Raw genomic sequence first — 25,235 nt, 5'->3', positions numbered from 1 at the left:
CTATGGGTCAATACACACCGAATAAAAATCTGTACATGGCAGACCCCATCGAGGATGCCAAGCAGACATTCAATGTCAAGACGATGCTCAATGATAACTTCGAGAAGATCGATACAAGTCTGGGGCAATTGGACACCGATCTCGCTGCGTTGAAAACAGGCACCCTGCCGAGTACCGCAGGCAGTGTCACGGATACGCACATCGGCGACCGTGCTGTCGATCAGGCGCTTACACCGACAGGCAATACGGGGAAATACACGCAGTTTTTATCCTGGTTCGCCAACATGATCAAGTCGATCACAGGCAAGGCCAACTGGTGGGAGAAGCCGGTGAAGACGCTTCAGCAGCTTTCCGATGAGAAGGCCAATCTGTCTGGCGCGACTTTTACAGGTACGATTCAGAGTAATCATACCTATGCGTTCGTCTCCAAATATCCGAATCGCCTCTCATGGGTGATGCATCATCAGACTGAGGGAAATGCCTTGGTATTTGCACCGTCTGGCACCGTGAATGGTGAGGACTGGAACTGGGATCGGGGTGTGCAGATTTATGATAACGGCAGCATGCGGATCGGTTCTGAGACGTTCCACCATACAGGAAACCACAACTCTACTGGTGATCCGCATACCCAATACCTCCGCCGCTATACGGAAAATCTCAGTGACAACGCAGATATCAACACGCTGCCTACAGACGTGGGCAACCGCATGTACGACGTATACAAGGGGAAAAACCGCCCGCCAGGCGGACATGATTTCATCTATCTGACATCCATGAAGCATTCCCGTGACCCGCTCAGATGGGAGTTCCAGATCGCCAATGATTTCCATGGATTCGGTATGTTCACCCGAGTCAAGACCTCCACTGGCTGGCAACCGTGGAAGCTTCCCGGCAGCCATCGTCTGAAGATCGCGAAATGGACCAAAGACACAGCAAAGGGCGTCTACAAAGAAGTCCAATACAAACGTCCCAACGATACCGTCTATATGCGGACTCTGCTGTCTAACCCGGATGCCAATGGCAACTACCAGACAATGAAATACGAATATTACGATGAAGCAGGGACCACCGTCACTACCACGGAGACATGGTCCCTCAAGTACGATACCGACGGCGAAGTCTACGAGATGAATCCTGTCTAAACAAGAGGTGAGAAGATGAATATCACAGAGGCTTTGAAACATCACGGGATCGGTGTGGGGAAGTATAAGGTGGGGCAGTATGTGCCTGTGGAGAATCTGGGGATTACGGTGAACCGGAACAGAACGTTTAAGAGAACCTTTAGTACCAATGAATCTATTACTGGACTTGCTGCGGATTCATCAGGTTCTATTTATTTAAGAACCTATAGTAATTCCACAGGGACTCATTACTTTGAAAAATTTACATCTGACGAGCTGGGAAACATTCAGGTTCTATTCAGAATAACCCCGCAAGATATCCCCCCGAATGTATATTCACAAGGTATATCTTTAGTTTATATAGATAAGGATAATGTCCCGTACTATAGAACTCCAGAGAAATTAATCAAAGCAGATCCGGTAACAGGAGCATCAGTGAGCTCAAAAGCTTTTTCGGTAAGCGAAATTTATCAAAGTGAGGAGAAGGATCGTTTCTTTCAATATATTTATGATACAAAAACATTGTATGGATACGATCTGAACCTTAATCAAATAGGCACTTGGAGTATCGCATCCACGGATATCGCAAGAAGGGGTGTAATGATATGGGGCAGTTCTGCTTATATCATGGATCAAACCCATCTTGTTAAATACGATCTGCTATCTGGTGCAAGAGTGTGGGTTACTGCGATGTATAATAACCTGTTGGAAATGGCGATGGATCATGAGCACATTCTGGTTTTTGGCGAGTCGAATGACAGGCGATATGGAACCATGTTTTGCTATTCGCACGATGGGAAACTGCTCAATTCTCTGAAGATGGGGCTAGATGCCATCGGCAATATATTTGTCAAATACGGCTATTTATATTACAGCCTACACCCGACTACAGGTGAGAATTACTTAATCAAGGCGAATAAAACCACCTTTGAAACAATTAACAAGCACTTCATTTCCCAATCCACGCAGACTTCAGAAAATGATTTTTCGAACTTGATCGTAGAGTTCGAAAAGTACGGATTCATTACAAGGTTTAAAGAATCAGGGACACAGCACGTCAGCCGCAACCCAACACACTTTCCACTTGTCAAATAATGCATTACAAAAAGCCTTGCCAAACCCAAATATGAGGTGTGGCAAGGCTTCTTTATATTAAAACATACTTTTTACCCTATTCCACTTCCAACAACAAATCCCCAACCTCAATCGTATCCCCGGCCTTCACATGCACCGCTTTAATCTTACCATCCACCGGAGCCTGAATCGTCGTCTCCATCTTCATCGCTTCGCTGACGATCAGGTGCTCACCTTTGCGCACCTTATCTCCTGGCTCTACGAGAATTTTGAGGACTTTACCCGGCATGGAGGCACCGATCTGGCCTGGAACTTTGCGGTCTACCTTGAGGCGTTTCGCTTCGGTTACTTTGGCAGAACGGTCGCGGACGGTGATTTCGCGCGGCTGGCCGTTCAATTCGAAGTAGATTGGACGTGTGCCGTCTACTTGCAGATCACCTACAGCGACGAGCTTGATGACCAGCGTTTTCCCGCGCTCGATGGTGATAGCGGTCTCTTCACCCGGACGCAGACCGTAGAAGAAGGTAGCGGTGTCGAGTACGGAGAGATCACCGAAGTCCTTGATCTGTTGATCATACTGCAGGAACACCTGTGGATACATGATGTAGGAGAGCACATCCAGATCGCTTGCCGGACGCTCGATTTTTTCTTCGATTTCCGCTTTGACTTTGGCAAAATCAACAGGAGCCATCAGCTCGCCTGGGCGGGTGGTGAAGAAGTCGCGGCCTTTCAAGACGACGTCGCGCAGTCGCTCAGGGAAGCCCCCTGGTGGCTGGCCGAGGTAGCCTTGGAAGAATTGGATGACAGAGTCTGGGAAGTCGATCTCTTTGCCTTTTTCATAGATGTTTTCTTCGGTGAGGTTGTTTTGCACCATGAACAGGGCCATGTCGCCGACAACCTTGGAGGAAGGGGTTACCTTGACGATGTCGTCAAACAGCAGGTTGACGTTGGCGTACATCTTTTTGACCTCTTCCCAACGGCCTTCGAGACCGACGGCTTTGGCCTGCTGTTCGAGGTTGGAGTATTGACCGCCCGGCATTTCGTGGACATACACCTCGGCATTGGTGGTGTTCATGTCGCTGGCAAAGCCCTGATAGAGCGGACGGATGTCGTTCCAGTAGTCGGACAACTTGTTGAAGTGATCCAGCGGCAGGCCTGTCTCGCGCTCGGAGCGCTCAAGAGCAGCCACCAGCGCATTCAGGCTTGGCTGAGAGGTGAGGCCAGACATGGAGCTGACCGCAGCGTCTACGATATCGACGCCTGCTTCGATCGCTTTGAGCAGCATCGCGCCGCCGTTGCCAGAGGTGTCGTGGGTATGCAGGTGAATCGGGATGCCGATCTCTTGCTTGAGCGCGGTGATCAGCTCGTAGGCTGCATATGGCTTTAAGAGACCTGCCATGTCTTTGATCGCGAGGATGTTGGCCCCGGCTTTTTCTAAGTCTTTGGCGAGGTCGATGTAGTATTTCAGGGTGTATTTGGTGCGGCTTGGGTCCTGGATGTCGCCGGTATAGCAGATGGCGGCTTCTGCGACCTTACCGGATTCGCGTACCGCGTTGATCGCTACCTTCATGCCTTCGAGCCAGTTGAGGCTGTCGAAGATCCGGAAGACGTCGATACCGTTCTGGGCCGCTTCCTTGACGAATGACTCGATGACATTGTCAGGGTAGTTGGTGTAGCCAACCGCATTCGCCCCGCGCAGGAGCATCTGGAACAGGATGTTCGGGATTTTTTCACGCAGGATGCTGAGGCGTTCCCACGGGGATTCACTCAGGAATCGCATGCTGGTGTCAAAAGTCGCACCGCCCCACATCTCCAGAGAGAACAGGTCTGAACCGTATTTGCCAGTCGCTTCAGCGATGGCTGCGAGATCGTACGTACGCACGCGGGTCGCAAACAGAGACTGATGCGCATCACGGAAGGTGGTGTCAGTGACCAGCACCTGTTTTTGCGCCTGAATCCATTTGACCAAGCCGTCTGCGCCTTCACGGTCGAGAATCTGCTTGGTGCCGTCTGGATACGGCTGGGAGAATGGTGTTTTTGGGATGCGAGGGGTCTCGAAGTGAGGCTTCTTGTCTCCCTTATGAAGACCTGGATAGCCGTTGACAATCACGTTGCCGATATAGTTGAGGAGCTTGGTTCCACGGTCGAGACGGCCAGGGAAATGGAACAGCTCAGGTTTGGTGTCGATAAAGGATGTGTCATATAGACCGGAGAGGAAGTCTGGGTTGGATACCACGTTCTCCAAGAAGTGCAGGTTCGTCTTAACCCCACGGATACGGAATTCGCGGAGGGTACGGTACATTTTCTTGGCCGCTGTCTCAAAGTCAGACGCGTATGTGGAGATTTTAACCAGGAGTGAATCATAGAAAGGAGTGATGATCGCACCCGGATAGCCGTTGCCACCGTCGAGACGCACACCGAAACCACCGCCAGAGCGGTACGCAAGCAAGCGGCCTGTATCTGGGACAAAGCCGTTTTCCGGGTCTTCGGTTGTGACGCGGCACTGGATGGCGTAGCCGTTCAGCGGGATTGCTTCTTGCTTAGGAATATTGATCTCAGAGCCGTGCAGAGCGTGGCCTTCTGCGACCAACAGCTGGGTATGAACGATATCAATACCCGTGACCAGCTCAGTGATCGTATGTTCCACCTGAATACGTGGGTTGACCTCGATGAAGTAGAACTTCTGGTCAGGAGTCAGCAAAAATTCAACAGTACCTGCGTTGGTGTAGCCTGCTGCTTTCATCAGTTGCAGAGCGGAGTTACAGATATCCTCGCGCAGCTGCTTGGACAGAGAAATGCTTGGTGCAACCTCGACCACCTTCTGGTGACGGCGCTGAATCGAACAGTCACGCTCATAGAGATGCACGATATTGCCGTGAGCATCCCCGATGATCTGTACTTCGATATGCTTTGGCTGCTCCAGATAACGCTCCAGATACACCTTGGCATTCCCAAAAGCAGAGCGTGCTTCAGAGCGGGCACGGTCAAGTGCATCCTGTAGCTCTTCCTGACTGCGGACGATCCGCATCCCACGGCCACCGCCGCCGGATACCCCTTTGATGATGATCGGGTAACCGTTTTCCTTTGCGAACAGCATAGCTTCTTGGAGAGACTCGATCGGCTCCTCCGTACCTGGGATGACTGGAATGCCGGCTTCAATCGCCATTTTGCGGGCGGCTACCTTGTCACCGAAGGCATCAATCAATTCAGGAGCAGGTCCGATAAAAATAATCCCTTCTTCTTGGCAGCGACGGGCAAACTCCGCATTTTCCGCCAAAAAGCCATAACCCGGATGGATCGCGTCAATATCGTTGCGCTTGGCGATCTCGATAATGCTTTCGATATCCAAGTACGCCTCAATCGGGCCTTTACCAGCACCAACGAGGTACGATTCATCCGCTTTGAAGCGATGGATTGAGACATTGTCCTGCTCAGAGTAGATTGCAACCGTACGGATTCCAAGCTCAGTGGCAGCACGGAAAATCCGGATTGCAATTTCTCCACGGTTAGCTACAAGCAGGCGTCTAATTTTTTTATCTTGCATGTTTCTCTCCTCCTGGCTCTGCGTCAGATCGATTGATGATTATTTGCTGTTTCTTTTAAATATACAGAATTTCGCAAGTTTGTACATGTGTTTTATTACGAAAAGTGACTGATTTACCCGTTAAAGATAACAAAATTAGTCGGAATTAAACCCCAGAATCTGATAACAAGGGATATTTTACCCAACAACAACAGGATTGAATCAGGGAAGCACCCGGTATTGATTTCCATTATAATGAAGTGGCCACAGTATGGAACGGACACGGAATGCCCACAATGGAGAGTAGGAGGGAGCGAACGATGGAACTTTTACACGCTGATCCGGCGACCATCTGGCGGATGCTGATTCCGAAGCAGCGCTGGCTGTATGTGGATGAGATGCCGGAGGATGAATTGATTTTTACCTACCGTGACAAAGTGTATTTTGTCAATAACGATGGCTCCGTGCTGGCGATGAATGCACCGGAGCACTTGTCTATGTATACGCTTGGGGACATGTTCTCCCGGCTGGCTGGGACCAATGAAACCTTTGATTTTGATGACCAGGGGATTTTTGACTATGGTGCGATCCTGCGGCACATGGGCTATATGGCTCCTATCGTCCGCAAGCGAGACCGCTCCAACTATCTGGTGGAGATCGTCAACGGGCTGGACCCCGAGATGCTCGTCACCCGCTATGAGCTGAAAAAAGTCAACTTCACCTTCGCTTTGTATCATGCTGTCCTGCGCTGTCATGAGCTGAACAAAAAATGTGACTATGAATTTGAGCACGAGGTCAAGCGGATCGCCAAGGTGGAGCGGTTTGTGGCAAAAGATTTACATATGAAACATTAGTTTTTCACACATTTGATAGTGAAAACGTTAGAAAGATCATGTATGATAAAACACGTACATATTCCAATTTTGGATAGAACCATAAAGGAGGCCATTTTTCCATGACCACTGCTGTAGAACGTACTGGTGTTACTACCTTTAAAGATCAACCTGTCACCCTGCTCGGCGCAGAAGTAAAAGTAGGCGACAAAGCTCCTGACTTCACTGTTCTGGCTAACGACCTCTCCCCAGTGACCCTCGCTTCATCCAAAGGCACTGTTCGCATCATCTCCGTTGTTCCTTCCCTGGACACTGGCGTATGCGACCAACAAACCCGCCGCTTCAACGAAGAAGCAGCAAAACTCGAAGGCGTAACTATCCTGACTGTATCCGTTGACCTTCCATTCGCACAAAAACGCTGGTGCGGTGCGGCTGGCATCGAAGCAGTTCAAACGGTTTCTGACCACCGTGACCTCTCCTTCGGTCTCGCTTACGGCGTAGCGATCAAAGAACTCCGTCTCCTCGCTCGTTCCGTATTCGTTATCGATGCTAACGACAAAGTGGTATACGCTGAGTACGTACCAGCTGTAGGCCAACACCCTAACTACGAAGCAGCGATCGAAGCGGCGAAAGCAGCGAAGTAATCGATCCGTTACGACCAAGTCCCTCTGGATTCAGGGGGACTTTTTTCCTTTATTTTCTCGTCTTTTAGGATGACAGAATTCATAGTATGATCGTAATGATTAGAATAATCCCGACATAAAAGAAAGAGGGTGGTTCTATTGTCATCGACGGAATCTTTATTCGAAATGATCTGCACCGTAATTCCCCTGATTCAAGCGGCATCACCTGTAGACATGTCTATTGCGGTATGCGACCGTGAAAAGTTCGTCGGGTATTTTCCGGGCAAACAGATCAACATCGGTGCGAAGGCAGGTCAAAAGCTGCATCGGGAGGAGCCACTCTATGCAGCGGTTTATGAGGCCCGTGAAATTTTAACGGAAGTTCCTGAGCATGTGTTCGGCATTGAATTCACCGGGAAAGCAGCGCCGATTCGGATAAAGGGAACAGTTGTAGGTGCAATCGGAATTGCAGTCCGCCGTCAAAATGAGCGCGAGCTGTTCAAGATCTCAGACCAAATCCTGCATTCCCTGCAGCAAACCAGCGAACGTGTTGCCGATGTATCCCAAGGTGCAGACAGATTGGCTGAATTGAGCCAGACCCTTCTGTCGCAGTCTAAACAGGCACAAGATGAAGTGAAGAACACGGATGAAGTGCTGGCTTTTATCAAAAAAGTGGCAGATCAGACCAATCTGCTCGGACTCAACGCATCCATCGAAGCGGCCCGTGCCGGAGACATGGGGAAGGGCTTTAGCGTAGTCGCAAGTGAAATCCGCAAGCTCTCGATGGAGACCGTATCCTCCACAGAAAAAATCCGCGACACCTTGTCCAGCATCAGACAGGCCATGAACTCGATCCAACAGTCGGTCGAAAAGGTCGTGACAGTAGGGGATCAGCAGGTGTCTTCAACAGATGACATTTTTGACTTCGTGCAGGAGATCAAGATGATGTCTGAGAAACTGAATCAGTTTGCTTCCAAGCTGTAGAGACTTGCGGCCAAGAGCAGCAAAGACGAATCCGGTTAGGACCCTGGGTGATGAGCCCCTTGGGTCTTTTTTTGGTTTTTTCAGGTATAATGGATGGTACTATCTACAAGATGTCGAAGGAGACACACATATGGATCAAGTACTACTGCAATTTACCGCCAGGGAGACAGACGAGGGGCGTTTTTTACGAGATTTTCTCCAGCGCAGTAAGGGCATCTCCCGCCGTCTGCTGATCCGGGCCAAATACAGCGGAGATATCCAGGTCAATGGTGAGACGGTCTATGTAACCTATAAATTAAAAGCAGGCGATGTCATCACGATCACGCTCGATGAAGAGGAATCGGAGACACTCGCACCAGAACCGATGCCGCTCGATATCCGCTACGAGGATGACGACGTGCTGTTGATCGCCAAGCCAGCCGGATTGGTCGTCCACCCGACCGGTATGCATCTGAGCGGAACACTTGCCAACGGGGTTGTCGCTTATTGGCAGTCAAAAGGAGAGAATCGCAAGTTCCGTCCAGTCAGCCGTCTCGACCGTGACACGACCGGATTGATCCTGATCGCGCAGAACCAGTGGGCACATGATCAGTTTTCCCGCATGCAAAAGGAACGGACGATGAAGCGGACCTATCAGGCGGTCGTGCATGGCGTCGTGGAAGCAGATGAGGGTGTAATCCATGCGCCGATCGGGCGAAAAGAGACATCGATCATCGAGCGAGAGGTACGGGAGGATGGTCAGGAAGCCATCACTCACTACAAGGTGCTGGCGCGCGGAGACGACCGGACACTGGTGCAGCTGCAGCTAGAGACAGGGCGGACGCATCAGATTCGGGTCCATATGGCCTACCTCGGGCATCCGCTCTTGGGGGATGATCTGTATGGCGGGAGCATGGAGGAGCTTGAGCGGCAGGCCCTGCATGCGTACCGCTTGGAGTTTGTCCATCCGCGGACGGGAGAGCAGATGGAGTTCGTCGAGGCGATGCCGGAGGATATGGTGCGGGTGTTGCCTTAGAGAAATGAAATAGTAAGAAATACAGTGAAAAGCGAAAATACCCTGATAGCGCAATCAGAGCGCAAATCAGGGTATTTGGTATGGGGACGGGTTCATTTGCTATAATCTCAAAGCTCGCACCCACATAGGAACGAAATGATACGTAAGAATATAAATATATATTTTTAATCAGATTCAATATTTTGTAATAATTAACCATATTTACATAATAATACACTAGATGTAAAATTAAGCTCGTTCCATCATTAATGTAGAGGGAGTTGAGCCATATGCTTAAAAAAACAAGTTATCTTACATTAGCCCTGGCTACAGGGTTAGTAGGACAAGCAAGTGCAGCTGTTAATGATTCAGGGGAGGATCAAATGCCTCAGGGTGTCGAGGTCCCGTTGTTTGAGGATATTCAGGAACAAGGTCCGGTAGAACTTCCGGAACATTTGAAAAAACGAATTCAAGAGAATGTTGAAAAGCAGAAGAACGGCAGTTCAAACGTTATCACTCCAGATACTACATACGGTATTAATTTTTCTCAAATGGGGACTTACTATATTTATTCAAATAATCCTGAACCAATACTGGGCTCACATCTTACCAATACACAAGGGGGGTCATACACAACTGAGACCACGCTTCTTAGCAACGAGATGTATGTGGCAGATTTTTATCATCATAATAATTCGAGTCTCAGTGGTGTCAAACTAGGAATTGCCGTCAAGAACACATCCAGTTCGGTAGCAACCTTGGATGTTGGTCAAAAGGCAATTCGTAATGCGGGCTATACGATCGATATGTCGACTCTAGTTGAAGTGGATTATGGAAAAAGTACCAATTATCAAACATTGACAATTAATCCTGGTGAAACCAAGGTATTGATGTATACCTCCCTCCCAAATGGATATATTGGAAATGGTAAAATATGGATGTCAACAAATTCTAGTGGTCTAAAGGCAAGAGTCTATTTTGCCCATCCGAATACCCTCGACAGCAAGATTTTTAGTTTCCCGCAAGCTACCTCTTCCTACACTGGTTTTACAAGTGGCACCTTTAAGCATAGCCAGCGTCAGGCTTGGATTGATGCCAACACCTATTATCCGGGCAATACGTTCTACCTCTCCAGCTACGAAGCACAGGGGAATACCAATGAGTATGAATATGCGGATACGGTCGGCAATACATTGTTGGGCCGAAATAAAATAATGGGAAATTACGGTGTAGAGTATTGGGTCGGTGTGAAGAACTCTGCCGGTAGAAAGCTTAATATCTACCCGAATCTAACTTCTCCATCCAGTTGCTCTGGCAGCGGCGGAAGAATTGCTCTTTGGACACAGAATACAGGATGGTATACTACATCAAAAATTACGACAGCAGGCAGCTTTTGGTCCATGGCTTTACCAGCTCCCGATGTTGATGGTTACAGCTACTTTGCATACGTACTTCCGGGTGGTGCCTGCGGAAACGTGAAATTTGAAGTTCAATAAACAATAGAATAGGATATCGAACAAATGGAGCTCGGGAATCTGCCGGGCTCCTATTTTGCGAAAATAAAAACAACACCAGAAAATTCCCGGTGTTGTGTGTCGTTCCAGCTTATTTACAGTTCCAAAAAATATTTAGCGGCCAGCATTCCGACGACAAGGAGGGCAAAAACAGCCCCAAAGACTTTTAACTCCTTCACGGTCTTGTGGATCAAGGTGATTTCTTCTTTTGTGTATTTCATGATTATCGTACCTCCTCGGAATTTGTAAAAAACGTTTCCTTAGAGGGGACGGATCACGAATTTCGACCCGTATTTGATGGGCATCAGATGGAGCCACTTGAGCCTGATTTGGATGGAGAATAAAAAGGAGACCAGCAAGAGCGGCAGGGCATAGACGAGAATGCGATCATTGCTTTTGATTTGAAGCAACTGAATTTTCAGTCCCACAAACTTGCGGGCAGCATGCGAAGAGGAAACCATGTGGATGGCGTCCGTCTTTTTGGACAAATATGTGAAATCGGAATCAGATGGGATGATAGAAGAATGAGAGCTGATGCTTAGGGAGCAGAAGAGCGCCACGATCATCATAATGATCAGATGAATGCGGTACTTCGAGGAATGCGACATTTCAGCCTCCTTTGCGAAGGTTGATAGTAGTGGATATTTATCTAATTGTAATGAAAAAGGGGGTAGACTTCAATAGAAATCCTACTGGTATCTCCTACATGGTAAAAAAGAACCCGCCCTGATTTTCGTAAGAGAACCAAAGAGACGGGTATTGTTTGAATCAAACGTTTTTTTGTCAGCTTACTCGTGACCCTGGTTGTCCGCAGCACGACTGGTCAGCCCGCTCAAATCCAAAAAAGCAGCGGCAGACTGATCCAACAACCATTCACGTCCGGGGTCTTCATTCTCATCGCTGTCCACTTCAAGTAGAGCTTGGTTAATCTCATCGGTATCTGCCTGGGATTCCGTGATATATGGAGTGTCCATATTTTGTGGGGTAGTAAACAGATTGATCTTAGGCACTTGGTTTTTATCATTTTCACTCACGGTTGCACAACTCCCGTTCAACATGATGGTAAGGTCTGGTCTTGATATAACATGACCCCAAGCCCATTTCTCTATACCTCATCAAAATTCAGTCAATTCCCTCTAGAAAATTGAGAGCGTTTCCATTATGATAGAAGGGTAGGAGGCAGGGAGCCATGAACCAATCCGTACCGACATATGCAGATCCTAAATACGTACTGGTCACAGGCTTTGCCCAACTGCCCAAAGGGACGCCGTTGTCTGAGAATCAGAAGGTGTTCGCCTGTGCACTGATCATCGACAGCACAGATGGAGCCGTGGTCGACGCTTCCTTTACCTTTTTGATGGGGTTGACTGAACAGTTCCTGCGCGGACTGGTGATCGGGCACCGATTGCCGGAGGATTGGCACAAGCTGCAGGAGTCGATCCGTACACGGGCGCTCGTGCATGCACAGGGTGCGATCATTCAGGCGCTGCGTGCGGCGATTGACCGTTACCAGGAGGGAGCCACTACAACTTCATAACAGATCCACCTGACTGTTACGTACAGACTGGTTGTCTATGGGGGATGAATCCGTCACAAGATTTGTTCTCATTGCATAGTAGGCAGAACCCAGCGCTTCGTATGGTCTTACTGGAATGATGTGTGCAGACGGAGGAAGTTTGCCCATTTTTCGAGGAAGACTAATCGAGGACTGGGTTTTTTCATTTTTTCATATGGTGTAGAGGAGGGGTGTATCGACATGAAACTCGTTTCCTTTAAACGAAAAGAGGCGCTCACTGATCCATGGCGTGCTGGCTTCATCTCCGGTGACGGGATTGTGGATATCGCGGTGGCTGTCGAGGGAGCACCGGCTACGTTGCAGGGGCTCCTGGAGGATTGGAGCAAGTGGGGGCCGCGCCTGCAAGAAGCGGCTGCCGAAGAAGGCAAGTACGCTGCGCTTGCGTATGACATGGTGAAGCTTGGTTCGCCGTTGCCGCGACCACTGAGCTTCCGTGATTTTTACGCGTTCGAGGCGCATGTGAAGACAGCGCGGGGCAGACGCGGCTTGGAGATGGTGCCGGAGTGGTATGATTTCCCGGTGTTTTACTTCTCCAATGCGGCGGCATTCCTTGGGCATGAGGACACACTCGTACGGCCGAAAGCAACCCAGTGGCTCGACTACGAGCTGGAGATTGCCTGCGTGATCGCTCGCGAAGGACGCGATATCCCGCTGGAGGAGGCGGATTCCTATATTGCCGGCTTCTGTATCTTGAATGACTGGAGCGCTCGCGACATCCAGCGGGAAGAGGTCAAAGTAGGCCTAGGCCCTGCCAAGGGAAAAGACTTCGCTACCTCGATGGGGCCATTCATGCTCACCGTCGACGAGCTGGCAGAGGTCTGCACCCGTACAGAAAAGGGCAACCGCTACAACCTGACCATGACAGCCCGCGTCAATGGCGAAGAGTACTCACGCGGCAATCTGATAGATATCCACTATACGTTTGCCGAGCTGATTGCCCGCGCTTCCGCAGATTGCACCCTGTATCCGGGGGATGTGATCGGGTCGGGGACGGTAGGTACTGGTTGTATTCTGGAGCTTGGCCCAGAGAACCGACCATGGCTTTTGCCCGGTGACACCGTTGAATGTGAGATCGACCGCCTTGGTGTGCTTCGTAACACCATTGCGGATCAATAATAAAGAAAACAAGAGGAGGAAACGATATGCCGTTTTACCTGCGTATGGGGGAAGTGCCGCAGAAGCGTCACACCACGTTTTACAAGCCTAATGGCGAGCTGTACCGTGAGCAGTTGATGGGGACAAAAGGCTTCTCTGGCATCCAATCGATTCTGTATCACCACAACCCGCCGACACAAGTAACCAATGTGCGTAAATTCGCTACGCTTGATATGGAATATGTGGAGCGTGAAGAGCTAAAGCACCAGCATTTCTTTACCTTTGATATGCCTGCTGGTGGAGACCCGGTGATGGGCCGCCGCTATCTGATGGGCAATAACGATGTCGTGCTTGGCGTGGTTTCTCCGACTGAGCCGATGGACTATTTCTACCGCAACTCCGAAGGTGACGAGGTGCTGTTCGTCCACAAAGGCGAGGGGAAACTGGAGACGATTTTTGGTACGCTCAGCTACCGTGAAGGCGACTATCTGGTGATTCCGATCGGTACTACCTACCGTGTCGTACCGAACGATAACAACAGCCGTTTCTTCGTCATCGAGGCACAGAATGAGATTGTGCCGCCGAAGCGCTACCGCAACGAGCACGGCCAGCTCCTGGAGCATTCTCCGTTCTGTGAGCGCGACATGCGTGTGCCAGAGAAGCTGGAGACCTATACCGAAGAGGGCTCTTACGAAGTGCGCGTGAAACAGAACAACACGCTGTACTCCTACACCTTTGACTTCCATCCGCTTGATGTAGTAGGCTGGGACGGGTATCTCTATCCATATGCGATCTCTATCCACGATTTTGAGCCAATAACAGGCCGCATCCACCAACCACCACCGGTCCACCAGATGTTTGCCGGTCCGAACTTCGTCATCTGCTCCTTCGTGCCGCGTCTCTATGATTACCATCCACAGGCGATCCCGGCCCCATACTACCACAGCAACGTGGAGAGTGATGAGGTGCTCTACTACGTCGACGGTAATTTTATGAGCCGCAAAGGGGTCAAGGAAGGCTCCCTCACGCTGCACCCGATGGGCATCCCGCATGGCCCGCATCCAGGCAAGATCGAAGCTTCCATCGGCAAAAAAGAAACCCAAGAGCTGGCGGTCATGGTCGACACCTTCAACCCGCTGAAAGTCACCAAGACAGCAATTGCTGTCGAGGATAACAATTATATGTACAGCTGGCTTCCGTCCAAGGACTAAGAAGCTGTAGTTGGAACGAGGTGCTGCCGGCATGCACCGATTTGGGGCATGCTGTGGCAGCGTCAAGGAGGGGAATCATCCGTGGAAATCAATGTGCAAGACCTGGGACGCCAAGAAAAATACAAACTGCTGATCGGCGGTGTCGTACCGCGTCCGATCGCTTGGGTCTCCTCTTCGAGCAAAGACGGTGTGGTCAACGTCGCTCCCTTCAGCTATTTTAATGTAGCCTGCATCGAGCCGATGATGATCTCCATCGCAGTCGCCCGCAAGCCGGGTGGCGTGATGAAGGACACCGCGCGCAATATCCAAGAGCTGGGCGAGTTCGTCGTCAATATGGTGGATATCCACAATGTCGAAGCGGTCAACCAATCATCCGCCGACTATCCGCCTGAGATCAGCGAAGTGGAGGAGATCGGTCTCACACCACAACCGTCCAAAGCGGTGCAGGTGCCACGCATGGCCGAGTCCCGCGTTCATTTTGAATGCAAGCTGAACCAGATCGTGCATCTGGGTGATGGGGATAACATCGCTTCTGATCTGATCATCGGGGAAGTCGTGCATGTGCATGTGGACGATGAGCTGTATTTTGACGGCAAAATCGACACCGCGAAGTTCCAGCCGGTCAGCCGCCTCGCGGGTTTGACGTATGCGACCATCGGGGAGATGTTTGACCGTCCTCGTGGGGTATATGAGAAGAAAGAATAATGGCTGTGAACAGGAAAAAAGCATGGGAGCCATATCCCATGCTTTTTCTTATGCCGGTCTGTTTTTAATGCTGGCTGACTCCAAAATCAACCCCAGTATAATCGGATACCGCATCAGGCCGGATGAACCGCCCATAATCCGACCCGGTACCAAAATTAGCCGGTGTCCCATAGGGCGTCTGGTTCCCCTGAATATCCATACGCGGCGGGACGTCACTTTGGAGAAAATACACGTTTGGATCGCTCTTAACCGTCGCTCCGTTCTGTCCTGTGCCTTGTGTTCGGGCAGTATTCCCGCAACCGGAAAGCACGACGGCAGCGGTGAGTATCATACATCCATATGTATACACGGCACGGGGAGTCCGTCTTGGCTTCTTTTTCACACCAATCACCTCAGCCTTAGCCTGATCATCCTGCGGGGGTTTCATACCAGATATACCATGCATACGTTCACGCTCATCCTGTCCAAAAGAAATCGACTAACACAGACCGATTGGAAGAATCCTAAGCAGCACAGATCAACAGGACTTATTACCATAAAAGGAGCGGACCGTCATGTCAAAAGAAAACCTCATCCAACTCATGTCCCCGGCCTTGCGGGAGCAGACCGAAGAAGTGATTCGCGGACTCGTTTTCACCAAAAATTTTCGCTCAGCCACGGCGGAGGAGTGGTACGTGTTCCTGCCAGGCTTTAAAGATCCGGCTACACAAGGGGCGGCGGGCAAGGTGATTGTTCACTACGATCTTCAGGGGAACAAGGAGATTTTTATCAACACGACGGTGATCTTCGATGATCCCAAGCTGTATGAGCCGAGCCTGCAGCCGCTGGTGTACGCTGTCGTGGAGGAGCTGGTCAATCGGCTGGTCGGCTATGCGAATACCATGCTGTCTGTCCATGCAGGGGAGAACTCGTATCAGGCTGAGTATGTGGACTAACGGATCGGTGAGTACATCCGAGGCTGAATCATGGAAGAGACGATAACAAGACATCTGCGGGCGTGCCAGTCCGATGCCTCTCTCCGACCTGAGACGGAGGCACAATCCCACCCTAGCCAGTTTTGACGAGACCTGCTGTGAGCTATGATAAAGACAACGGAAACAGATGAAAGGAAGGATTTATGATGAATCGTCTTTATCGCTCAATGGATGACAAAAGAATTTTTGGTGTCTGCGGGGGGATCGCCCGTTTTATCAACGTAGATTCCACACTGGTGCGGATTGCTGTGATTTTCCTGACCATTTTTACCGGTATTCCGGTTGTGGTGTACCTGATGCTGGCCTTCCTGATGCCTAAGGAACAGCCAGAGTGGACATCCTTTGGCCGTATGCCGTTTACCGATGACGGATTCGGGGTACAGCCGAATAATCGTAATTTGGACGAAGAGATTGATCGCCTAGAAAAACGCGCACTCCAAGAAGAAGTGTACCGCCTGCGTGCCGAGCTTGCGAAATTTCAAACGCAATAACGAACTTATTTCTGTCAACAATATGTTCCCGAACGCATAAAATGTAAGCGTAATGATCGGACTTTACATAGGGAGGGAACTTAAATTGTATCTCGGTGTTTTCGACATGAAAGAGCGTCTGGAGCAGACCCGCAAAGTACTCCGTGAGAAGCAGCACCTCAAGAAGATGATCGAAGAAGATATTCGTGATTTGGAGAACGATGTACAGATGATCGAAGAAATGATGCACGCGTACTCCGGCAATTCCAATTAAGTAGTACCAAACAATTTCATGTCTGTGAATGGGGTAAGCCCGGGGAATCCGCCAGCTTACCTTTTTTCATGGTTCATGATAGGATAAGGGACGGGCTTTCCTGCGTACAGACAGGATGCAAAAAGGGGGAGGAAGCGACGATGCAAAGACAGAGCTTTGGAGAGGTTACCGTCTTTACCAGTGTGATCTGGCAGACCTGCTCGACGGTTGTAGAGGAGGGGGAACGGATTTTTTTGTTTGATCCGGCTTATTTTCCAAACGAGCTGGACGCCATTGCTGACTATGTCAACGAAATCCGGCGCGGCCGCGAGCTGATCCTCGTGCTGACGCATGGGGACTGGGATCATATCGTGGGATATCCGTTGTTTGCAGATGCGACCGTGGTGGCTCACAAGCGTATTCTGGCGGAGGGCCGACTAGAGGGGCAGATCGAGAGTGCCCGACGTTTTGATGAGCGGTATTACGTGATGCGTCCTGAAGCGCTCCAGATTCCCCGGATTGACCGTGTGATTGAGGGTGTAGAAGAAGTCGGGGAGTGGAAGACGACCTTCTACCCGGTTCCCGGCCATGTGGATGATATGATTGCTACCTATATACATAGCCATAAAACCTTGGTTGTGGGGGATATTCTTTCTGACATGGAATTTCCGTTTGTCTACCACAGCTATGAGGAATATCTGGCAACACTGACCCAGATGGAGGAATTGGTCACAGCGGATCTGGTGGAGCTGCTGATCCCTGGTCACGGCAACCCCACAACGGAAAAAAGAGAAATGCTGCGGCGTATTGATCAGGATCGGCGTTATCTGGAGGAGACGCGCGAAGCGGTTGTGCAGGGTGTGGCGAATGGGCTGTCTGAAGAGGCAATCAAGGAAGCGTTTGGCGGGATCCGATATGCTGAAAACATGATCCAAGGCGAGTTTATCCAGCGTCATCTGGACAACATGAATTTGTTGATGGAGCATATTAGCAAGAAAAGTTGATAAATCATTGATTTCTTTTGACCATTTGGTACATAATAGAGAATAGACTGCTTAAAAGAGGTGGAAGAACATGTCAACGACAGAGCTGCTCCTTAGAACCAGTTTCGAAGGACGCGTACAGCGCACTCTGCAATCTTACTTCCGTCGTCCCAATGACGTATTGCTCCGTGAGAGCTTGATTGCTACAGGCCTGACCGAAGAAGAAGCCGATTCTTGCCTGGAACTTCTCAATGACCGTTTTACTGTGAGCGAGATCATGTACAGCTTGCGCCAAGGTGGCACGTTTAGACGCTATGAAGAAGAGCGTGCGAGAGAGGCTGCTGAAGAAGCGTAAATCTTGAATGAAGAAAGACCGATCCTTTGGGGGAGCGGTCTTTTTTACTTTTTTGACTCAAGGCTGGTGGGGTGGCTTGAGAGAAGCCGGATTTCAATCCGCGCGCCTTTTTGAAGCCCCGAAGGGGGTAGGACTGTCCGCTGCGAATGATTCACTGGGAAACAATGGGCAAAAAAGGTTTACTCGAAGAGGATTGAAGTTTGCCCAGAAGAATCCGCAGGGAAGTCATTTTCCCAGTGAATCATTCTTCGCTGGGGAGGGGCTTCAAGTAGGCTTGCGGCTTGAAATCCGTCTTCTCTCTAGCCAGCGGTAGCTTGGGGCAAAAAATAAAACAAGCCGTCCCCAAAGGAAAATGTGATAGGAGGGAGGACGGCTTGTATAATCAGCAGTTAGAATTTATCCGGATAAAGATACTACTGTAAGGCTTAAAACATACTACAAAATCACTGGTAGTGAATGAAGAAAAGACCGTTCCTTTTACGAAAACAGCCTTTCATCTTACCAATCATTTATGAAGGCATTTAGTATTTCCTTCATCCAATGCTGGCAGAGAGAAGACGACTTTCAAGCAGCAAGCCTCCTTGAAGCCCCCACCTAGCTCCGAATGATTCACTGGGAATCAACTTCTCTGAAAACACTCCGGGGCAAACTTTAATCATCTTCGAGTAAACCTTTTTTGCCCGATGCTTCCCAGTGAATTATTCGGAGCGGACAGTTCCAACCCCCTCTGGGGCTTCAAAAAGGCGAGCGGATTGAAAGTCGGCTTCTCTCTACACCGCAGATGCCCCAGAAGCCTCAAATACTTCGTAGAAACTCAACGTCTTCTTCATCTTCACCTGCGGTTCTACCCCAGACGCCTTCTGTTCTTTATACTTCTCCTTATGCTCCTGTACATGCTCTTCCCGGCTGATCCATTTTTGAAAATCGGCTTGCGCATTCCATTTGGAGACAAACACAAATTCAACGGTCTCAGCATGGACGCGTCGCCAGCATTCGTAGGAGATCAGTCCGTCTGCTTGGGCGATTTCTTTTTGATTCTTTTGGCTTTTGGCGATGAGGCGGTCTTCATGATTCTTGTCAATCTCGAAGCTGGCTTGGGAAACAAACATGGCGGAGCCTCCTGTTATTTATCTTGATACCTAATTATTTTAGTCGCTAAAATAACTGACACCTCCATGATAAACCAAAGAAACACTCCTCGTCAATGATAATCATTATCAACAAGCAACAAAAAGAAGGCTCCTCATGTTTCAAACAGAGGAACCTTACTCTTTCTTCATAACGCCAATATAGATGGATGACTACTCCAACACACTGTTCAGCTTCTTGAACACTTCTACGATGGTTACGATATCTTCTTCAGGCAGGTTGGAAAACAGATTGACGAAGGTCTGGGCGCGATCCTTTCTGACCTGATGGACGACATCCATCCCTTTTTCGGTCAGAGAGAACTGGACGACTCGGCGGTCTTCCTCGGAGCGGACCCGGTTGATCAGATCGAAGGACACGAGCTTATCGGTCAACCCGGTTACAGCGCCGGAGGTTACCCCGAGAGCGTTAGCCAATTCGGTAGCGGTACGGACCTTATCAGGTACAAGATTGAGCAGTACGAAGATATGACCAGTGGCCAGCTTGTACTCGGTTTTGGGGAAACCTGTTTTCTTTTTCATTTTGACGAATACATCTTCAAAAATCGTTTGAAATTCCTGTAAATACTCTGTCTTACGATCTTGCATCTCAAGCGGCTCCTTTTCGTAAAGAGAAATTCATGATAGAAATCAAAAACCCCTCCAAATCAGACCGGACAAATACTCCAGAATCTGATCGGTAAGGGGTGTATGAGTAAGTTAAGACGAACGGTTGACCACGACGGTACGCTTCGCCCGTTTTTTGCGGTAATAGACCAAAGCACCATAGACCAAGAAGTAGCTGGCGATCGCGACGACCAATCCGACAACCGCACTGCCGACCAGATAAGTGATCCCGAAGTTGAGGAACCACTCCCATTTGTCATAGAACCAATCAGCGGAAAACAGCGGTGGGGCATGGTGACCATGATGAACAGGTTCTTCCACGATGTGTTTGCCCATGACCAGATTACCGACCTGCTTATTCGTATACATAAACAATGGAAGAAGAATTTTGCCAATTACAAAAGCGATCAGAGAGGCGGAGAAGCTGGAGCGGAACAACACATTCAGCGGATAAAGGAGAAGGAAAGCGGTGCCAATCGTGGGCAGGGTAATAAACTCAATGAACATTCCGATCGAAAACCCACGGGCAATAAAAGATGCGGCGCCCTTCATACGAACCAGTTTATAATATTCAAGTTTTAGTTTACGGTATAGTTTTCTCCACATGGATACGTATCTCCCAACAGCTTTATAGTTTCCTCATCTTTTACAATTCTATTATAGCGAATCCTGTCGGTTAAACACAAAGGATTAATTTGCGAATCGTAGTTATGATTTGGCATAATAATGAATGGGAAACAATGGGAAGGAGAGAGAAGAACGAAAGATGGAAGAGATCATCAGTCAATTTGGGGAATATATCACGACATATGGATATGGGGCGCTTTATGGACTGTTCTTCTTCGGGATCCTTGGTCTGCCTGTTCCGGAAGAGTCGCTTTTGGTATTCTCCGGTTATCTGGTTTCCATTGGACATCTGTCCTATTGGCCGACGCTCCTTACTTGTTTTCTCGGTTCGATCAGCGCGATGACAGCTGCCTATTGGATTGGCCGGAGCTTGGGACATCCTTTTATTGAAAAATACGGCAAACGGTTTGGGCTTGGCTATGATGCGTATAAACGCACAGAAGAATGGTTCAACCGGGTGGGCAAATGGGCGCTCCCCATCGGCTATTTCATTCCGGTGGTGCGTCAGTATACGGCGTATTTTGCCGGGATTACGAAGCTTCCGTTCGGTGACTTCGCCTTGTATGCGTATCTTGGCGGGGCGTTTTGGAGCACACTGTTCGTGACGCTGGGCTGGCAATTGGGAGAGCGTTGGGAAGAATTATTTGATGCGATCTCACGCAACCTGGCTATTTTCTTCATCCTTGTGTTTGCAGGAATCATGATCGTTTCTTATGTGATTAGACGAAACAAAACAAAACCCAAATCAGGAGGGACCGACCAATGAGTGAAGAGATCAAAGACCGGGATCAAGTAGAGATTGAGATTTTTACCACAGAACCGAGGCAACGGGCGATGATGGTGGTTGAACTGCCGGAGGAGCATCAGCGCTTTTATGACAAATTACGTGGCAGAATTGAAAAGTTTGTCCGTGACAAAGGACTCAACGATAACCTGACGTCGATTCTGCTGCTTGCCCCAGACCTGTTCGTACTGCTGGCCCGTCTGGTTCTGGACAAGCGTGTCTCCATGCAGGCCAAAACGATTGCCGGACTTGCCATTGCCTACTATATTGCACCGATTGACTTGATCCCAGAAGCGATCACAGGGCCAATCGGTATGCTCGATGATATCGTGGTCGCCGTCTATGCGCTGCGCAAAATCCTTGTCGATACCGACGAGCACATCGTCCTGCACCATTGGAACGGTCAAGATAATCTGCTGGAAGTCATCACCAATATCATCAAAAAAGCAGATGATCTGGTCGGACATAATATCCTGAAACGAATCGAAGAAAAGATTTTCGGCAAATAAGAGAGGAACTAGAGAGATGAAATATATCAACGATTATGCGGAGGGAGAACGCGTCATCGCTTTTTGTCTGGTCAAAAGCCGAGAGGTGGGCGTGACCAGCAACCAGAGCGAATATATGAACATCGAGATCGGGGATCGTTCCGGCAGTGTCATCGCCAAGCTGTGGGACGTGACCGAGGAGCACAAGACGATCATCCAAGTCAAATCCATCATTAAGATCGATGCACAGGTACAGAGCTATCGGGGTAAAAAGCAGTTCGTCATCCAGCGGGTCCGCCTCGCGACCGAAGCAGACGAGGTGCTGATGGAGTCACTCATTCCCGCTTCCAAGTATCCACTCGAAGACCTGTGGAACCAGCTGCAGGGCTTCATCGGGGAGATCAAGAGCGATGTGCTGGTCAAGGTCATCCGTGAGATTTTGGCGAATGAAGAGCTGGTTGAGCGTCTGAGAAGCTTCCCGGCTGGCGTCAAGATGCATCATAACTACTACTCCGGACTGCTGGAGCATATCGTCTCTCTGTTGGAGCTGGCCAAGCGTCTGCTGCCGCTCTACCCGCATGTGGACCGGGATGTGCTGTACGCTACCTGCATCCTGCACGATATCGGCAAGCTGTACGAGCTGTCAGATGCCATCGCCCCTGATTATTCTACGCCGGGTCAGCTGATCGGTCATCTCGTGATGGGAGTGGAGCTGGTGACAGAAGCGTGCCGCACACACCAGATCCCGACAGACAACAGTGAAATTCTGCACCTGAAGCACTGTATTCTCAGCCACCACGGCGATATCGAGATGGGCTGGGGCAGTGCTGTATCCGGTAAAACCCCGACGGCTGTCATCTTCCACTACCTTGATCAGATCGACAGCAAGATGAATGCACTCGGACAGACCTTAAGCGGCATGGGAGAAGAGGAAGAGTGGGGGTATGCAGGAGCCCTGCGCCGCCGCATCTGGCGTGGTTTTTAAGAAAAAGCTTGAGCCATAACGTTTTGTTATTTCCTAAGTCCTGATTGGAATTACCCAAACTCTCCCGAGGCTGGTACTCTAGACATGAGCAAATCAGATCATACATGACTAGTGATACAAATTTGACCAGTTGAGGTAAATGTTACACATGAAACGTTGTTTATTGATCATCAATGTGCAAAATGAGTACTTCAGCGGCAAGCTGCCTGTCAGCTACCCGTCCAACAGCTTTTCCAACATCCTGCGGGCCATGGACGAAGCATATGCACACGGCGTTCCAGGTGTGGTCATTTAGCACACTTCACCATAGGAAAAGACTTCCCTTATGGCACGAACCGAGGGGAAGTCTTTTCTTATAGGTAGGTTTATTTTTTAAAGTATTATTTCTTTCTTTCTGTTATAGCTGTCAGAAATCATCTCTGTAAATGCGCTGATACTCTGCTTTGCGGTTTAGCCGGATCGCCTACCAGTCCAATCACCCGCATCACAGGAAAATCCGTAATCGGCAAAGAACCCAAAGCGAGATACCCAATAGGCCGTGCGATCAGCTCCGGCACAATCGACACACCCGCACCAGCCGCCACGTACCCGAGCAAAAACTCGCCGAACGCAATTTCCGAGGAAATTTTTGGTTCACGCCGATGCATCGCGTATGCTGTCACCACTTGCTGACGCACGTCGCATTGAGCTGGGAAGCAGACGAGCGCTTCAGCAGGGTGACGACCAGCTCCCGCTCCAGCTTTTGAATCTGCTTGGTTAAGGCAGGGTGGGTGATATGTAATTTTTCGCTTGCTTTCATCGGGCTTTTTGTCGAAGCTGTCTCCAAAAAGGCACGAAACCAGTCGAGATTCATCAAAACCCGTTACATTCCCGTTTCTTAGCGTGATTATAGCAAAAAAAGCGCATTTTTCTGTAGGAGTTTTCAGCTTCGTGTAGAATATTTATCCTTACCCCGACTAGATGGAAAACTTAGGTCGGCGGAGAAGGAGAATGTTTTCATGAGAAGGCCTGCCTATACGACACTGAGTTGCATCAAGAAGGTGTTTCGGCCTGGGGAACGTTCACTTCCAAGAACCGATATCATCGATCGTCTGACAGACTGCTTGCCTTATGTGAGCAACGGTCAGGACGTAGAACAGACCCTCACCGAAATCCTTCAAATGCCAGTATCACCTGTACGCGTCGGGAGAACGGAAGCGATCATCGAGCTGTTGCCGGTATCCCATCCTGTTTTTGAACTGGCATATCGCTACCTGCGCGAGATCCACACGCCTAGAACCATTGAGCAAATATTGCAAAAGCTGAGAAAGAATAGTCCTTTGTCTTGGAACCAACTGACACGCACGCTCGTGTTGGAGCAAGACCCGCGCTTTGTGCAATTTGAGCAAGACCAACGCTGGTATCTGGCAGAATGGCAGGTCGCCAATGACCATGTGTTTGCTTATGCAGCGCGTAACCAGATGGACCGGATCGCACTTCGTTCCGTGTTGCCGCTGATGGAGCACGAACTCAAGCTGTCCTCCAAGGAATATGTGTTTGTCCCAGAGCTGGACGACCGTTTCCGTATGGAGGGCGAGAATCTCTACATTTGTATTGCTGAGGATGGAGCCGCCCAAGCCGATTCTGTGCCAGTCACCGCGCAGGAACCGGCTGTGGAGCAACTCGCTCAGACGGAAGTGATGGAGGCAGAGGCTCAGACAGCCGCCGCCGTCACCGATGCAACCGCTACAGCGGAAGCCGTAACGGTAACCACCGAAGCAGCGGAAACCGCAACAACCCCACCAACTACTAACCCTGCACCGTATCCAAAGGAGGATGTCACCATGACAACTATGACCGCAACCCAACCAGTAAACGAGCAAGTAGAACAATTGATCCGTCAGGCAGTAAGCCTTCTTGAAACCCGTAACCAAGAGATGCAAGCCGAAGTAGTAGGCCACTTCCAACAAAGCAACATGGAAGCGATTGAAATTCTTATGAAAGAGAAACATAAGAATGAACAGGCTGCAAATGGACTTCTGCAAGTTATCTCTGCTCTCGAACAGCAATGATTCATACAGCCACCCCCATTTGCATCGAAAAGCGGTTTGACACTCTTCGCGGGATCATCTCGCAGTACCACGAGCGTCTTACGCAGATGGAAGCAACGGTGGTGGAATTGTTCGCCACCAACCAACTGGCGGCCATCTCCAAAAGCATTGAGGAGAAGCATCGCATAGAGCGCCTTGTCAAGAAACTCGAACATTTCGTCGAGCATTGGGAAGAAGCCGCCGAAATCGGAATTGATTAGCTTTGGCAGTTGAAAGGAG

Annotated in this window: 31 protein-coding genes and 1 pseudogene; 22 read left to right on the top strand and 10 right to left on the bottom strand. The window is 49.6% G+C overall.

The genetic code is table 11. The features are described from left to right. Positions 1 to 2 precede the first annotated feature (2 nt). Both FGI41_RS15615 and FGI41_RS15610 read left to right on the top strand, forming a co-directional pair. Entirely contained in the window at positions 3 to 1,142 is a 1,140-nt protein-coding gene (locus FGI41_RS15615) for a hypothetical protein (RefSeq protein WP_139491296.1), read from the top strand. 15 nt (positions 1,143 to 1,157) lie between these two features. Next, the gene (locus FGI41_RS15610; protein ID WP_139491295.1) at positions 1,158 to 2,216 is read left to right on the top strand and encodes a hypothetical protein; all 1,059 of its coding nucleotides are present in this window, start codon (positions 1,158 to 1,160) and stop codon (positions 2,214 to 2,216) included. A 76-nt stretch (positions 2,217 to 2,292) separates the two neighbouring features. Here FGI41_RS15610 and pyc read toward each other — a convergent pair whose 3' ends face one another. Continuing rightward, the gene (gene pyc / locus FGI41_RS15605; RefSeq protein ID WP_139491294.1) at positions 2,293 to 5,739 is read right to left on the bottom strand and encodes a pyruvate carboxylase; all 3,447 of its coding nucleotides are present in this window, start codon (positions 5,737 to 5,739) and stop codon (positions 2,293 to 2,295) included. Between the two features lie 299 nt (positions 5,740 to 6,038). On the opposite strand from pyc, the gene FGI41_RS15600 reads away from it, so the two are divergent. From FGI41_RS15600 to FGI41_RS15580, 5 genes are all read left to right on the top strand, one after another. After that, complete coding sequence (locus tag FGI41_RS15600) at positions 6,039 to 6,572, top strand: hypothetical protein (protein WP_139491293.1); 534 nt, start codon at positions 6,039 to 6,041, stop codon at positions 6,570 to 6,572. Between the two features lie 101 nt (positions 6,573 to 6,673). Next, positions 6,674 to 7,195, top strand: coding sequence for a thiol peroxidase (tpx, locus tag FGI41_RS15595; RefSeq protein ID WP_139491292.1), 522 nt, complete (start codon positions 6,674 to 6,676; stop codon positions 7,193 to 7,195). A gap of 138 nt (positions 7,196 to 7,333) precedes the next feature. Next, entirely contained in the window at positions 7,334 to 8,158 is an 825-nt protein-coding gene (locus tag FGI41_RS15590; protein WP_139491291.1) for a methyl-accepting chemotaxis protein, read from the top strand. Between the two features lie 130 nt (positions 8,159 to 8,288). Continuing rightward, the gene (locus FGI41_RS15585; RefSeq protein WP_139491290.1) at positions 8,289 to 9,173 is read left to right on the top strand and encodes an RluA family pseudouridine synthase; all 885 of its coding nucleotides are present in this window, start codon (positions 8,289 to 8,291) and stop codon (positions 9,171 to 9,173) included. 269 nt (positions 9,174 to 9,442) lie between these two features. Beyond that, positions 9,443 to 10,648, top strand: coding sequence for a hypothetical protein (locus tag FGI41_RS15580; protein ID WP_139491289.1), 1,206 nt, complete (start codon positions 9,443 to 9,445; stop codon positions 10,646 to 10,648). A gap of 113 nt (positions 10,649 to 10,761) precedes the next feature. Here FGI41_RS15580 and FGI41_RS25480 read toward each other — a convergent pair whose 3' ends face one another. The 3 genes from FGI41_RS25480 to FGI41_RS15570 all read right to left on the bottom strand — a co-directional run bounded on the left by FGI41_RS25480 (position 10,762) and on the right by FGI41_RS15570 (position 11,700). Continuing rightward, a complete protein-coding gene (locus FGI41_RS25480) occupies positions 10,762 to 10,887 on the bottom strand; it encodes a hypothetical protein (RefSeq protein WP_255298485.1) in 126 nt (41 codons plus the stop codon). Between the two features lie 39 nt (positions 10,888 to 10,926). Further along, positions 10,927 to 11,274, bottom strand: coding sequence for a hypothetical protein (locus FGI41_RS15575; protein ID WP_139491288.1), 348 nt, complete (start codon positions 11,272 to 11,274; stop codon positions 10,927 to 10,929). Positions 11,275 to 11,454: 180 nt separating this feature from the next. Beyond that, entirely contained in the window at positions 11,455 to 11,700 is a 246-nt protein-coding gene (locus FGI41_RS15570) for a hypothetical protein (protein ID WP_139491287.1), read from the bottom strand. 155 nt (positions 11,701 to 11,855) lie between these two features. Between FGI41_RS15570 and FGI41_RS15565 the strand changes: the two genes are divergently transcribed. From FGI41_RS15565 to FGI41_RS15550, 4 genes are all read left to right on the top strand, one after another. Continuing rightward, positions 11,856 to 12,203 (top strand): DUF3870 domain-containing protein, encoded by a 348-nt coding sequence (locus tag FGI41_RS15565; protein ID WP_139491286.1) that lies wholly within the window; start codon positions 11,856 to 11,858, stop codon positions 12,201 to 12,203. Positions 12,204 to 12,422: 219 nt separating this feature from the next. Continuing rightward, positions 12,423 to 13,358, top strand: coding sequence for a fumarylacetoacetate hydrolase family protein (locus tag FGI41_RS15560; RefSeq protein WP_139491285.1), 936 nt, complete (start codon positions 12,423 to 12,425; stop codon positions 13,356 to 13,358). Positions 13,359 to 13,384: 26 nt separating this feature from the next. Further along, positions 13,385 to 14,548, top strand: a complete 1,164-nt coding sequence (locus FGI41_RS15555; RefSeq protein ID WP_139491284.1) for a homogentisate 1,2-dioxygenase — start codon at positions 13,385 to 13,387, stop codon at positions 14,546 to 14,548. 48 nt (positions 14,549 to 14,596) lie between these two features. Beyond that, the gene (locus FGI41_RS15550) at positions 14,597 to 15,253 is read left to right on the top strand and encodes a flavin reductase family protein (RefSeq protein ID WP_438358028.1); all 657 of its coding nucleotides are present in this window, start codon (positions 14,597 to 14,599) and stop codon (positions 15,251 to 15,253) included. Positions 15,254 to 15,317: 64 nt separating this feature from the next. On the opposite strand, the gene FGI41_RS15545 is transcribed toward FGI41_RS15550, so the two are convergent. After that, complete coding sequence (locus FGI41_RS15545; protein WP_139491282.1) at positions 15,318 to 15,698, bottom strand: hypothetical protein; 381 nt, start codon at positions 15,696 to 15,698, stop codon at positions 15,318 to 15,320. Between the two features lie 109 nt (positions 15,699 to 15,807). On the opposite strand from FGI41_RS15545, the gene FGI41_RS15540 reads away from it, so the two are divergent. The 5 genes from FGI41_RS15540 to FGI41_RS15525 all read left to right on the top strand — a co-directional run bounded on the left by FGI41_RS15540 (position 15,808) and on the right by FGI41_RS15525 (position 18,288). Continuing rightward, complete coding sequence (locus FGI41_RS15540; RefSeq protein ID WP_139491281.1) at positions 15,808 to 16,188, top strand: hypothetical protein; 381 nt, start codon at positions 15,808 to 15,810, stop codon at positions 16,186 to 16,188. 185 nt (positions 16,189 to 16,373) lie between these two features. Then, a complete protein-coding gene (locus FGI41_RS15535) occupies positions 16,374 to 16,718 on the top strand; it encodes a PspC domain-containing protein (protein ID WP_139491495.1) in 345 nt (114 codons plus the stop codon). A gap of 85 nt (positions 16,719 to 16,803) precedes the next feature. Further along, positions 16,804 to 16,971 carry a hypothetical protein gene (locus FGI41_RS25020; protein ID WP_176560294.1) on the top strand — a complete coding sequence of 56 codons (168 nt, stop codon included), beginning with the start codon at positions 16,804 to 16,806 and terminating at the stop codon, positions 16,969 to 16,971. Positions 16,972 to 17,111: 140 nt separating this feature from the next. Continuing rightward, positions 17,112 to 17,954 (top strand): MBL fold metallo-hydrolase, encoded by an 843-nt coding sequence (locus FGI41_RS15530; protein ID WP_176560293.1) that lies wholly within the window; start codon positions 17,112 to 17,114, stop codon positions 17,952 to 17,954. Positions 17,955 to 18,024: 70 nt separating this feature from the next. Beyond that, the gene (locus FGI41_RS15525) at positions 18,025 to 18,288 is read left to right on the top strand and encodes a hypothetical protein (RefSeq protein ID WP_139491279.1); all 264 of its coding nucleotides are present in this window, start codon (positions 18,025 to 18,027) and stop codon (positions 18,286 to 18,288) included. 770 nt (positions 18,289 to 19,058) lie between these two features. Here the strand turns inward: FGI41_RS15525 and FGI41_RS15520 are convergent. The 3 genes from FGI41_RS15520 to FGI41_RS15510 all read right to left on the bottom strand — a co-directional run bounded on the left by FGI41_RS15520 (position 19,059) and on the right by FGI41_RS15510 (position 20,648). Further along, the gene (locus tag FGI41_RS15520; protein ID WP_139491278.1) at positions 19,059 to 19,397 is read right to left on the bottom strand and encodes an antibiotic biosynthesis monooxygenase family protein; all 339 of its coding nucleotides are present in this window, start codon (positions 19,395 to 19,397) and stop codon (positions 19,059 to 19,061) included. A gap of 192 nt (positions 19,398 to 19,589) precedes the next feature. Next, positions 19,590 to 20,024: a MarR family winged helix-turn-helix transcriptional regulator gene (locus tag FGI41_RS15515; protein WP_139491277.1), complete on the bottom strand. Its 435-nt coding sequence runs from the start codon at positions 20,022 to 20,024 to the stop codon at positions 19,590 to 19,592. Positions 20,025 to 20,135: 111 nt separating this feature from the next. Next, positions 20,136 to 20,648, bottom strand: a complete 513-nt coding sequence (locus tag FGI41_RS15510; protein WP_139491276.1) for a DUF2062 domain-containing protein — start codon at positions 20,646 to 20,648, stop codon at positions 20,136 to 20,138. A 160-nt stretch (positions 20,649 to 20,808) separates the two neighbouring features. Here FGI41_RS15510 and FGI41_RS15505 point away from each other — a divergent pair, with 160 nt between their 5' ends. The 4 genes from FGI41_RS15505 to FGI41_RS25015 all read left to right on the top strand — a co-directional run bounded on the left by FGI41_RS15505 (position 20,809) and on the right by FGI41_RS25015 (position 23,221). Continuing rightward, on the top strand, positions 20,809 to 21,435 hold the full coding sequence (locus FGI41_RS15505; protein WP_139491275.1) for a DedA family protein: 627 nt from the start codon (positions 20,809 to 20,811) through the stop codon (positions 21,433 to 21,435). After that, complete coding sequence (locus FGI41_RS15500; RefSeq protein WP_139491274.1) at positions 21,432 to 21,962, top strand: YkvA family protein; 531 nt, start codon at positions 21,432 to 21,434, stop codon at positions 21,960 to 21,962. The genes FGI41_RS15505 and FGI41_RS15500 overlap by 4 nt, the downstream gene beginning before the upstream one ends. A gap of 16 nt (positions 21,963 to 21,978) precedes the next feature. Next, on the top strand, positions 21,979 to 22,926 hold the full coding sequence (locus FGI41_RS15495; RefSeq protein ID WP_139491273.1) for a 3'-5' exoribonuclease YhaM family protein: 948 nt from the start codon (positions 21,979 to 21,981) through the stop codon (positions 22,924 to 22,926). A 148-nt stretch (positions 22,927 to 23,074) separates the two neighbouring features. Further along, positions 23,075 to 23,221 carry a cysteine hydrolase family protein gene (locus FGI41_RS25015; protein ID WP_176560292.1) on the top strand — a complete coding sequence of 49 codons (147 nt, stop codon included), beginning with the start codon at positions 23,075 to 23,077 and terminating at the stop codon, positions 23,219 to 23,221. Between the two features lie 118 nt (positions 23,222 to 23,339). On the opposite strand, the gene FGI41_RS15490 is transcribed toward FGI41_RS25015, so the two are convergent. Both FGI41_RS15490 and FGI41_RS15485 read right to left on the bottom strand, forming a co-directional pair. Continuing rightward, entirely contained in the window at positions 23,340 to 23,588 is a 249-nt protein-coding gene (locus FGI41_RS15490) for a type 2 periplasmic-binding domain-containing protein (protein WP_255298508.1), read from the bottom strand. Positions 23,589 to 23,623: 35 nt separating this feature from the next. Continuing rightward, positions 23,624 to 23,779 (bottom strand): annotated as a pseudogene (locus FGI41_RS15485) (LysR family transcriptional regulator); the annotation flags it as partial. A gap of 145 nt (positions 23,780 to 23,924) precedes the next feature. On the opposite strand from FGI41_RS15485, the gene FGI41_RS15480 reads away from it, so the two are divergent. Together FGI41_RS15480 and FGI41_RS15475 are read left to right on the top strand one after the other, a co-directional pair. Next, positions 23,925 to 24,977, top strand: coding sequence for a hypothetical protein (locus tag FGI41_RS15480; protein WP_139491271.1), 1,053 nt, complete (start codon positions 23,925 to 23,927; stop codon positions 24,975 to 24,977). Then, positions 24,974 to 25,216, top strand: a complete 243-nt coding sequence (locus tag FGI41_RS15475) for a DUF1759 domain-containing protein (RefSeq protein WP_139491270.1) — start codon at positions 24,974 to 24,976, stop codon at positions 25,214 to 25,216. Before FGI41_RS15480 ends, FGI41_RS15475 begins: the two co-directional genes overlap by 4 nt. Positions 25,217 to 25,235: the final 19 nt, after the last annotated feature.

The sequence above is a fragment of the Brevibacillus dissolubilis genome (assembly GCF_006170445.1).
GTDB classification, from domain to species: domain Bacteria; phylum Bacillota; class Bacilli; order Brevibacillales; family Brevibacillaceae; genus Brevibacillus_B; species Brevibacillus_B dissolubilis.
This window is presented reverse-complemented; position numbering and strand designations above follow the sequence as displayed.

What these genes read in the sequence shown, in the direction of transcription:
- FGI41_RS15555 (WP_139491284.1), top strand. Translation starts at nt 13,385, where the DNA reads ATGCCGTTTTACCTGCGTATGGGGGAAGTGCCGCAGAAGCGTCACACC.
- FGI41_RS15475 (WP_139491270.1), top strand. Translation starts at nt 24,974, where the DNA reads ATGATTCATACAGCCACCCCCATTTGCATCGAAAAGCGGTTTGACACT.
- FGI41_RS15615 (WP_139491296.1), top strand. Translation starts at nt 3, where the DNA reads ATGGGTCAATACACACCGAATAAAAATCTGTACATGGCAGACCCCATC.
- FGI41_RS15505 (WP_139491275.1), top strand. Translation starts at nt 20,809, where the DNA reads ATGGAAGAGATCATCAGTCAATTTGGGGAATATATCACGACATATGGA.
- FGI41_RS15580 (WP_139491289.1), top strand. Translation starts at nt 9,443, where the DNA reads ATGCTTAAAAAAACAAGTTATCTTACATTAGCCCTGGCTACAGGGTTA.
- FGI41_RS15550 (WP_438358028.1), top strand. Translation starts at nt 14,597, where the DNA reads ATGCTGTGGCAGCGTCAAGGAGGGGAATCATCCGTGGAAATCAATGTG.
- FGI41_RS15515 (WP_139491277.1), bottom strand. Translation starts at nt 20,024, where the DNA reads ATGCAAGATCGTAAGACAGAGTATTTACAGGAATTTCAAACGATTTTT.
- FGI41_RS15525 (WP_139491279.1), top strand. Translation starts at nt 18,025, where the DNA reads ATGTCAACGACAGAGCTGCTCCTTAGAACCAGTTTCGAAGGACGCGTA.
- FGI41_RS15560 (WP_139491285.1), top strand. Translation starts at nt 12,423, where the DNA reads ATGAAACTCGTTTCCTTTAAACGAAAAGAGGCGCTCACTGATCCATGG.
- FGI41_RS15495 (WP_139491273.1), top strand. Translation starts at nt 21,979, where the DNA reads ATGAAATATATCAACGATTATGCGGAGGGAGAACGCGTCATCGCTTTT.
- FGI41_RS15480 (WP_139491271.1), top strand. Translation starts at nt 23,925, where the DNA reads ATGAGAAGGCCTGCCTATACGACACTGAGTTGCATCAAGAAGGTGTTT.
- FGI41_RS15610 (WP_139491295.1), top strand. Translation starts at nt 1,158, where the DNA reads ATGAATATCACAGAGGCTTTGAAACATCACGGGATCGGTGTGGGGAAG.
- FGI41_RS15600 (WP_139491293.1), top strand. Translation starts at nt 6,039, where the DNA reads ATGGAACTTTTACACGCTGATCCGGCGACCATCTGGCGGATGCTGATT.
- FGI41_RS15575 (WP_139491288.1), bottom strand. Translation starts at nt 11,274, where the DNA reads ATGTCGCATTCCTCGAAGTACCGCATTCATCTGATCATTATGATGATC.
- FGI41_RS25015 (WP_176560292.1), top strand. Translation starts at nt 23,075, where the DNA reads ATGAAACGTTGTTTATTGATCATCAATGTGCAAAATGAGTACTTCAGC.
- FGI41_RS15585 (WP_139491290.1), top strand. Translation starts at nt 8,289, where the DNA reads ATGGATCAAGTACTACTGCAATTTACCGCCAGGGAGACAGACGAGGGG.
- FGI41_RS25480 (WP_255298485.1), bottom strand. Translation starts at nt 10,887, where the DNA reads ATGAAATACACAAAAGAAGAAATCACCTTGATCCACAAGACCGTGAAG.
- FGI41_RS15535 (WP_139491495.1), top strand. Translation starts at nt 16,374, where the DNA reads ATGAATCGTCTTTATCGCTCAATGGATGACAAAAGAATTTTTGGTGTC.
- FGI41_RS15530 (WP_176560293.1), top strand. Translation starts at nt 17,112, where the DNA reads ATGCAAAGACAGAGCTTTGGAGAGGTTACCGTCTTTACCAGTGTGATC.
- tpx (WP_139491292.1), top strand. Translation starts at nt 6,674, where the DNA reads ATGACCACTGCTGTAGAACGTACTGGTGTTACTACCTTTAAAGATCAA.
- FGI41_RS15520 (WP_139491278.1), bottom strand. Translation starts at nt 19,397, where the DNA reads ATGTTTGTTTCCCAAGCCAGCTTCGAGATTGACAAGAATCATGAAGAC.
- FGI41_RS15545 (WP_139491282.1), bottom strand. Translation starts at nt 15,698, where the DNA reads ATGCATGGTATATCTGGTATGAAACCCCCGCAGGATGATCAGGCTAAG.
- FGI41_RS15500 (WP_139491274.1), top strand. Translation starts at nt 21,432, where the DNA reads ATGAGTGAAGAGATCAAAGACCGGGATCAAGTAGAGATTGAGATTTTT.
- FGI41_RS15565 (WP_139491286.1), top strand. Translation starts at nt 11,856, where the DNA reads ATGAACCAATCCGTACCGACATATGCAGATCCTAAATACGTACTGGTC.
- pyc (WP_139491294.1), bottom strand. Translation starts at nt 5,739, where the DNA reads ATGCAAGATAAAAAAATTAGACGCCTGCTTGTAGCTAACCGTGGAGAA.
- FGI41_RS15540 (WP_139491281.1), top strand. Translation starts at nt 15,808, where the DNA reads ATGTCAAAAGAAAACCTCATCCAACTCATGTCCCCGGCCTTGCGGGAG.
- FGI41_RS15510 (WP_139491276.1), bottom strand. Translation starts at nt 20,648, where the DNA reads ATGTGGAGAAAACTATACCGTAAACTAAAACTTGAATATTATAAACTG.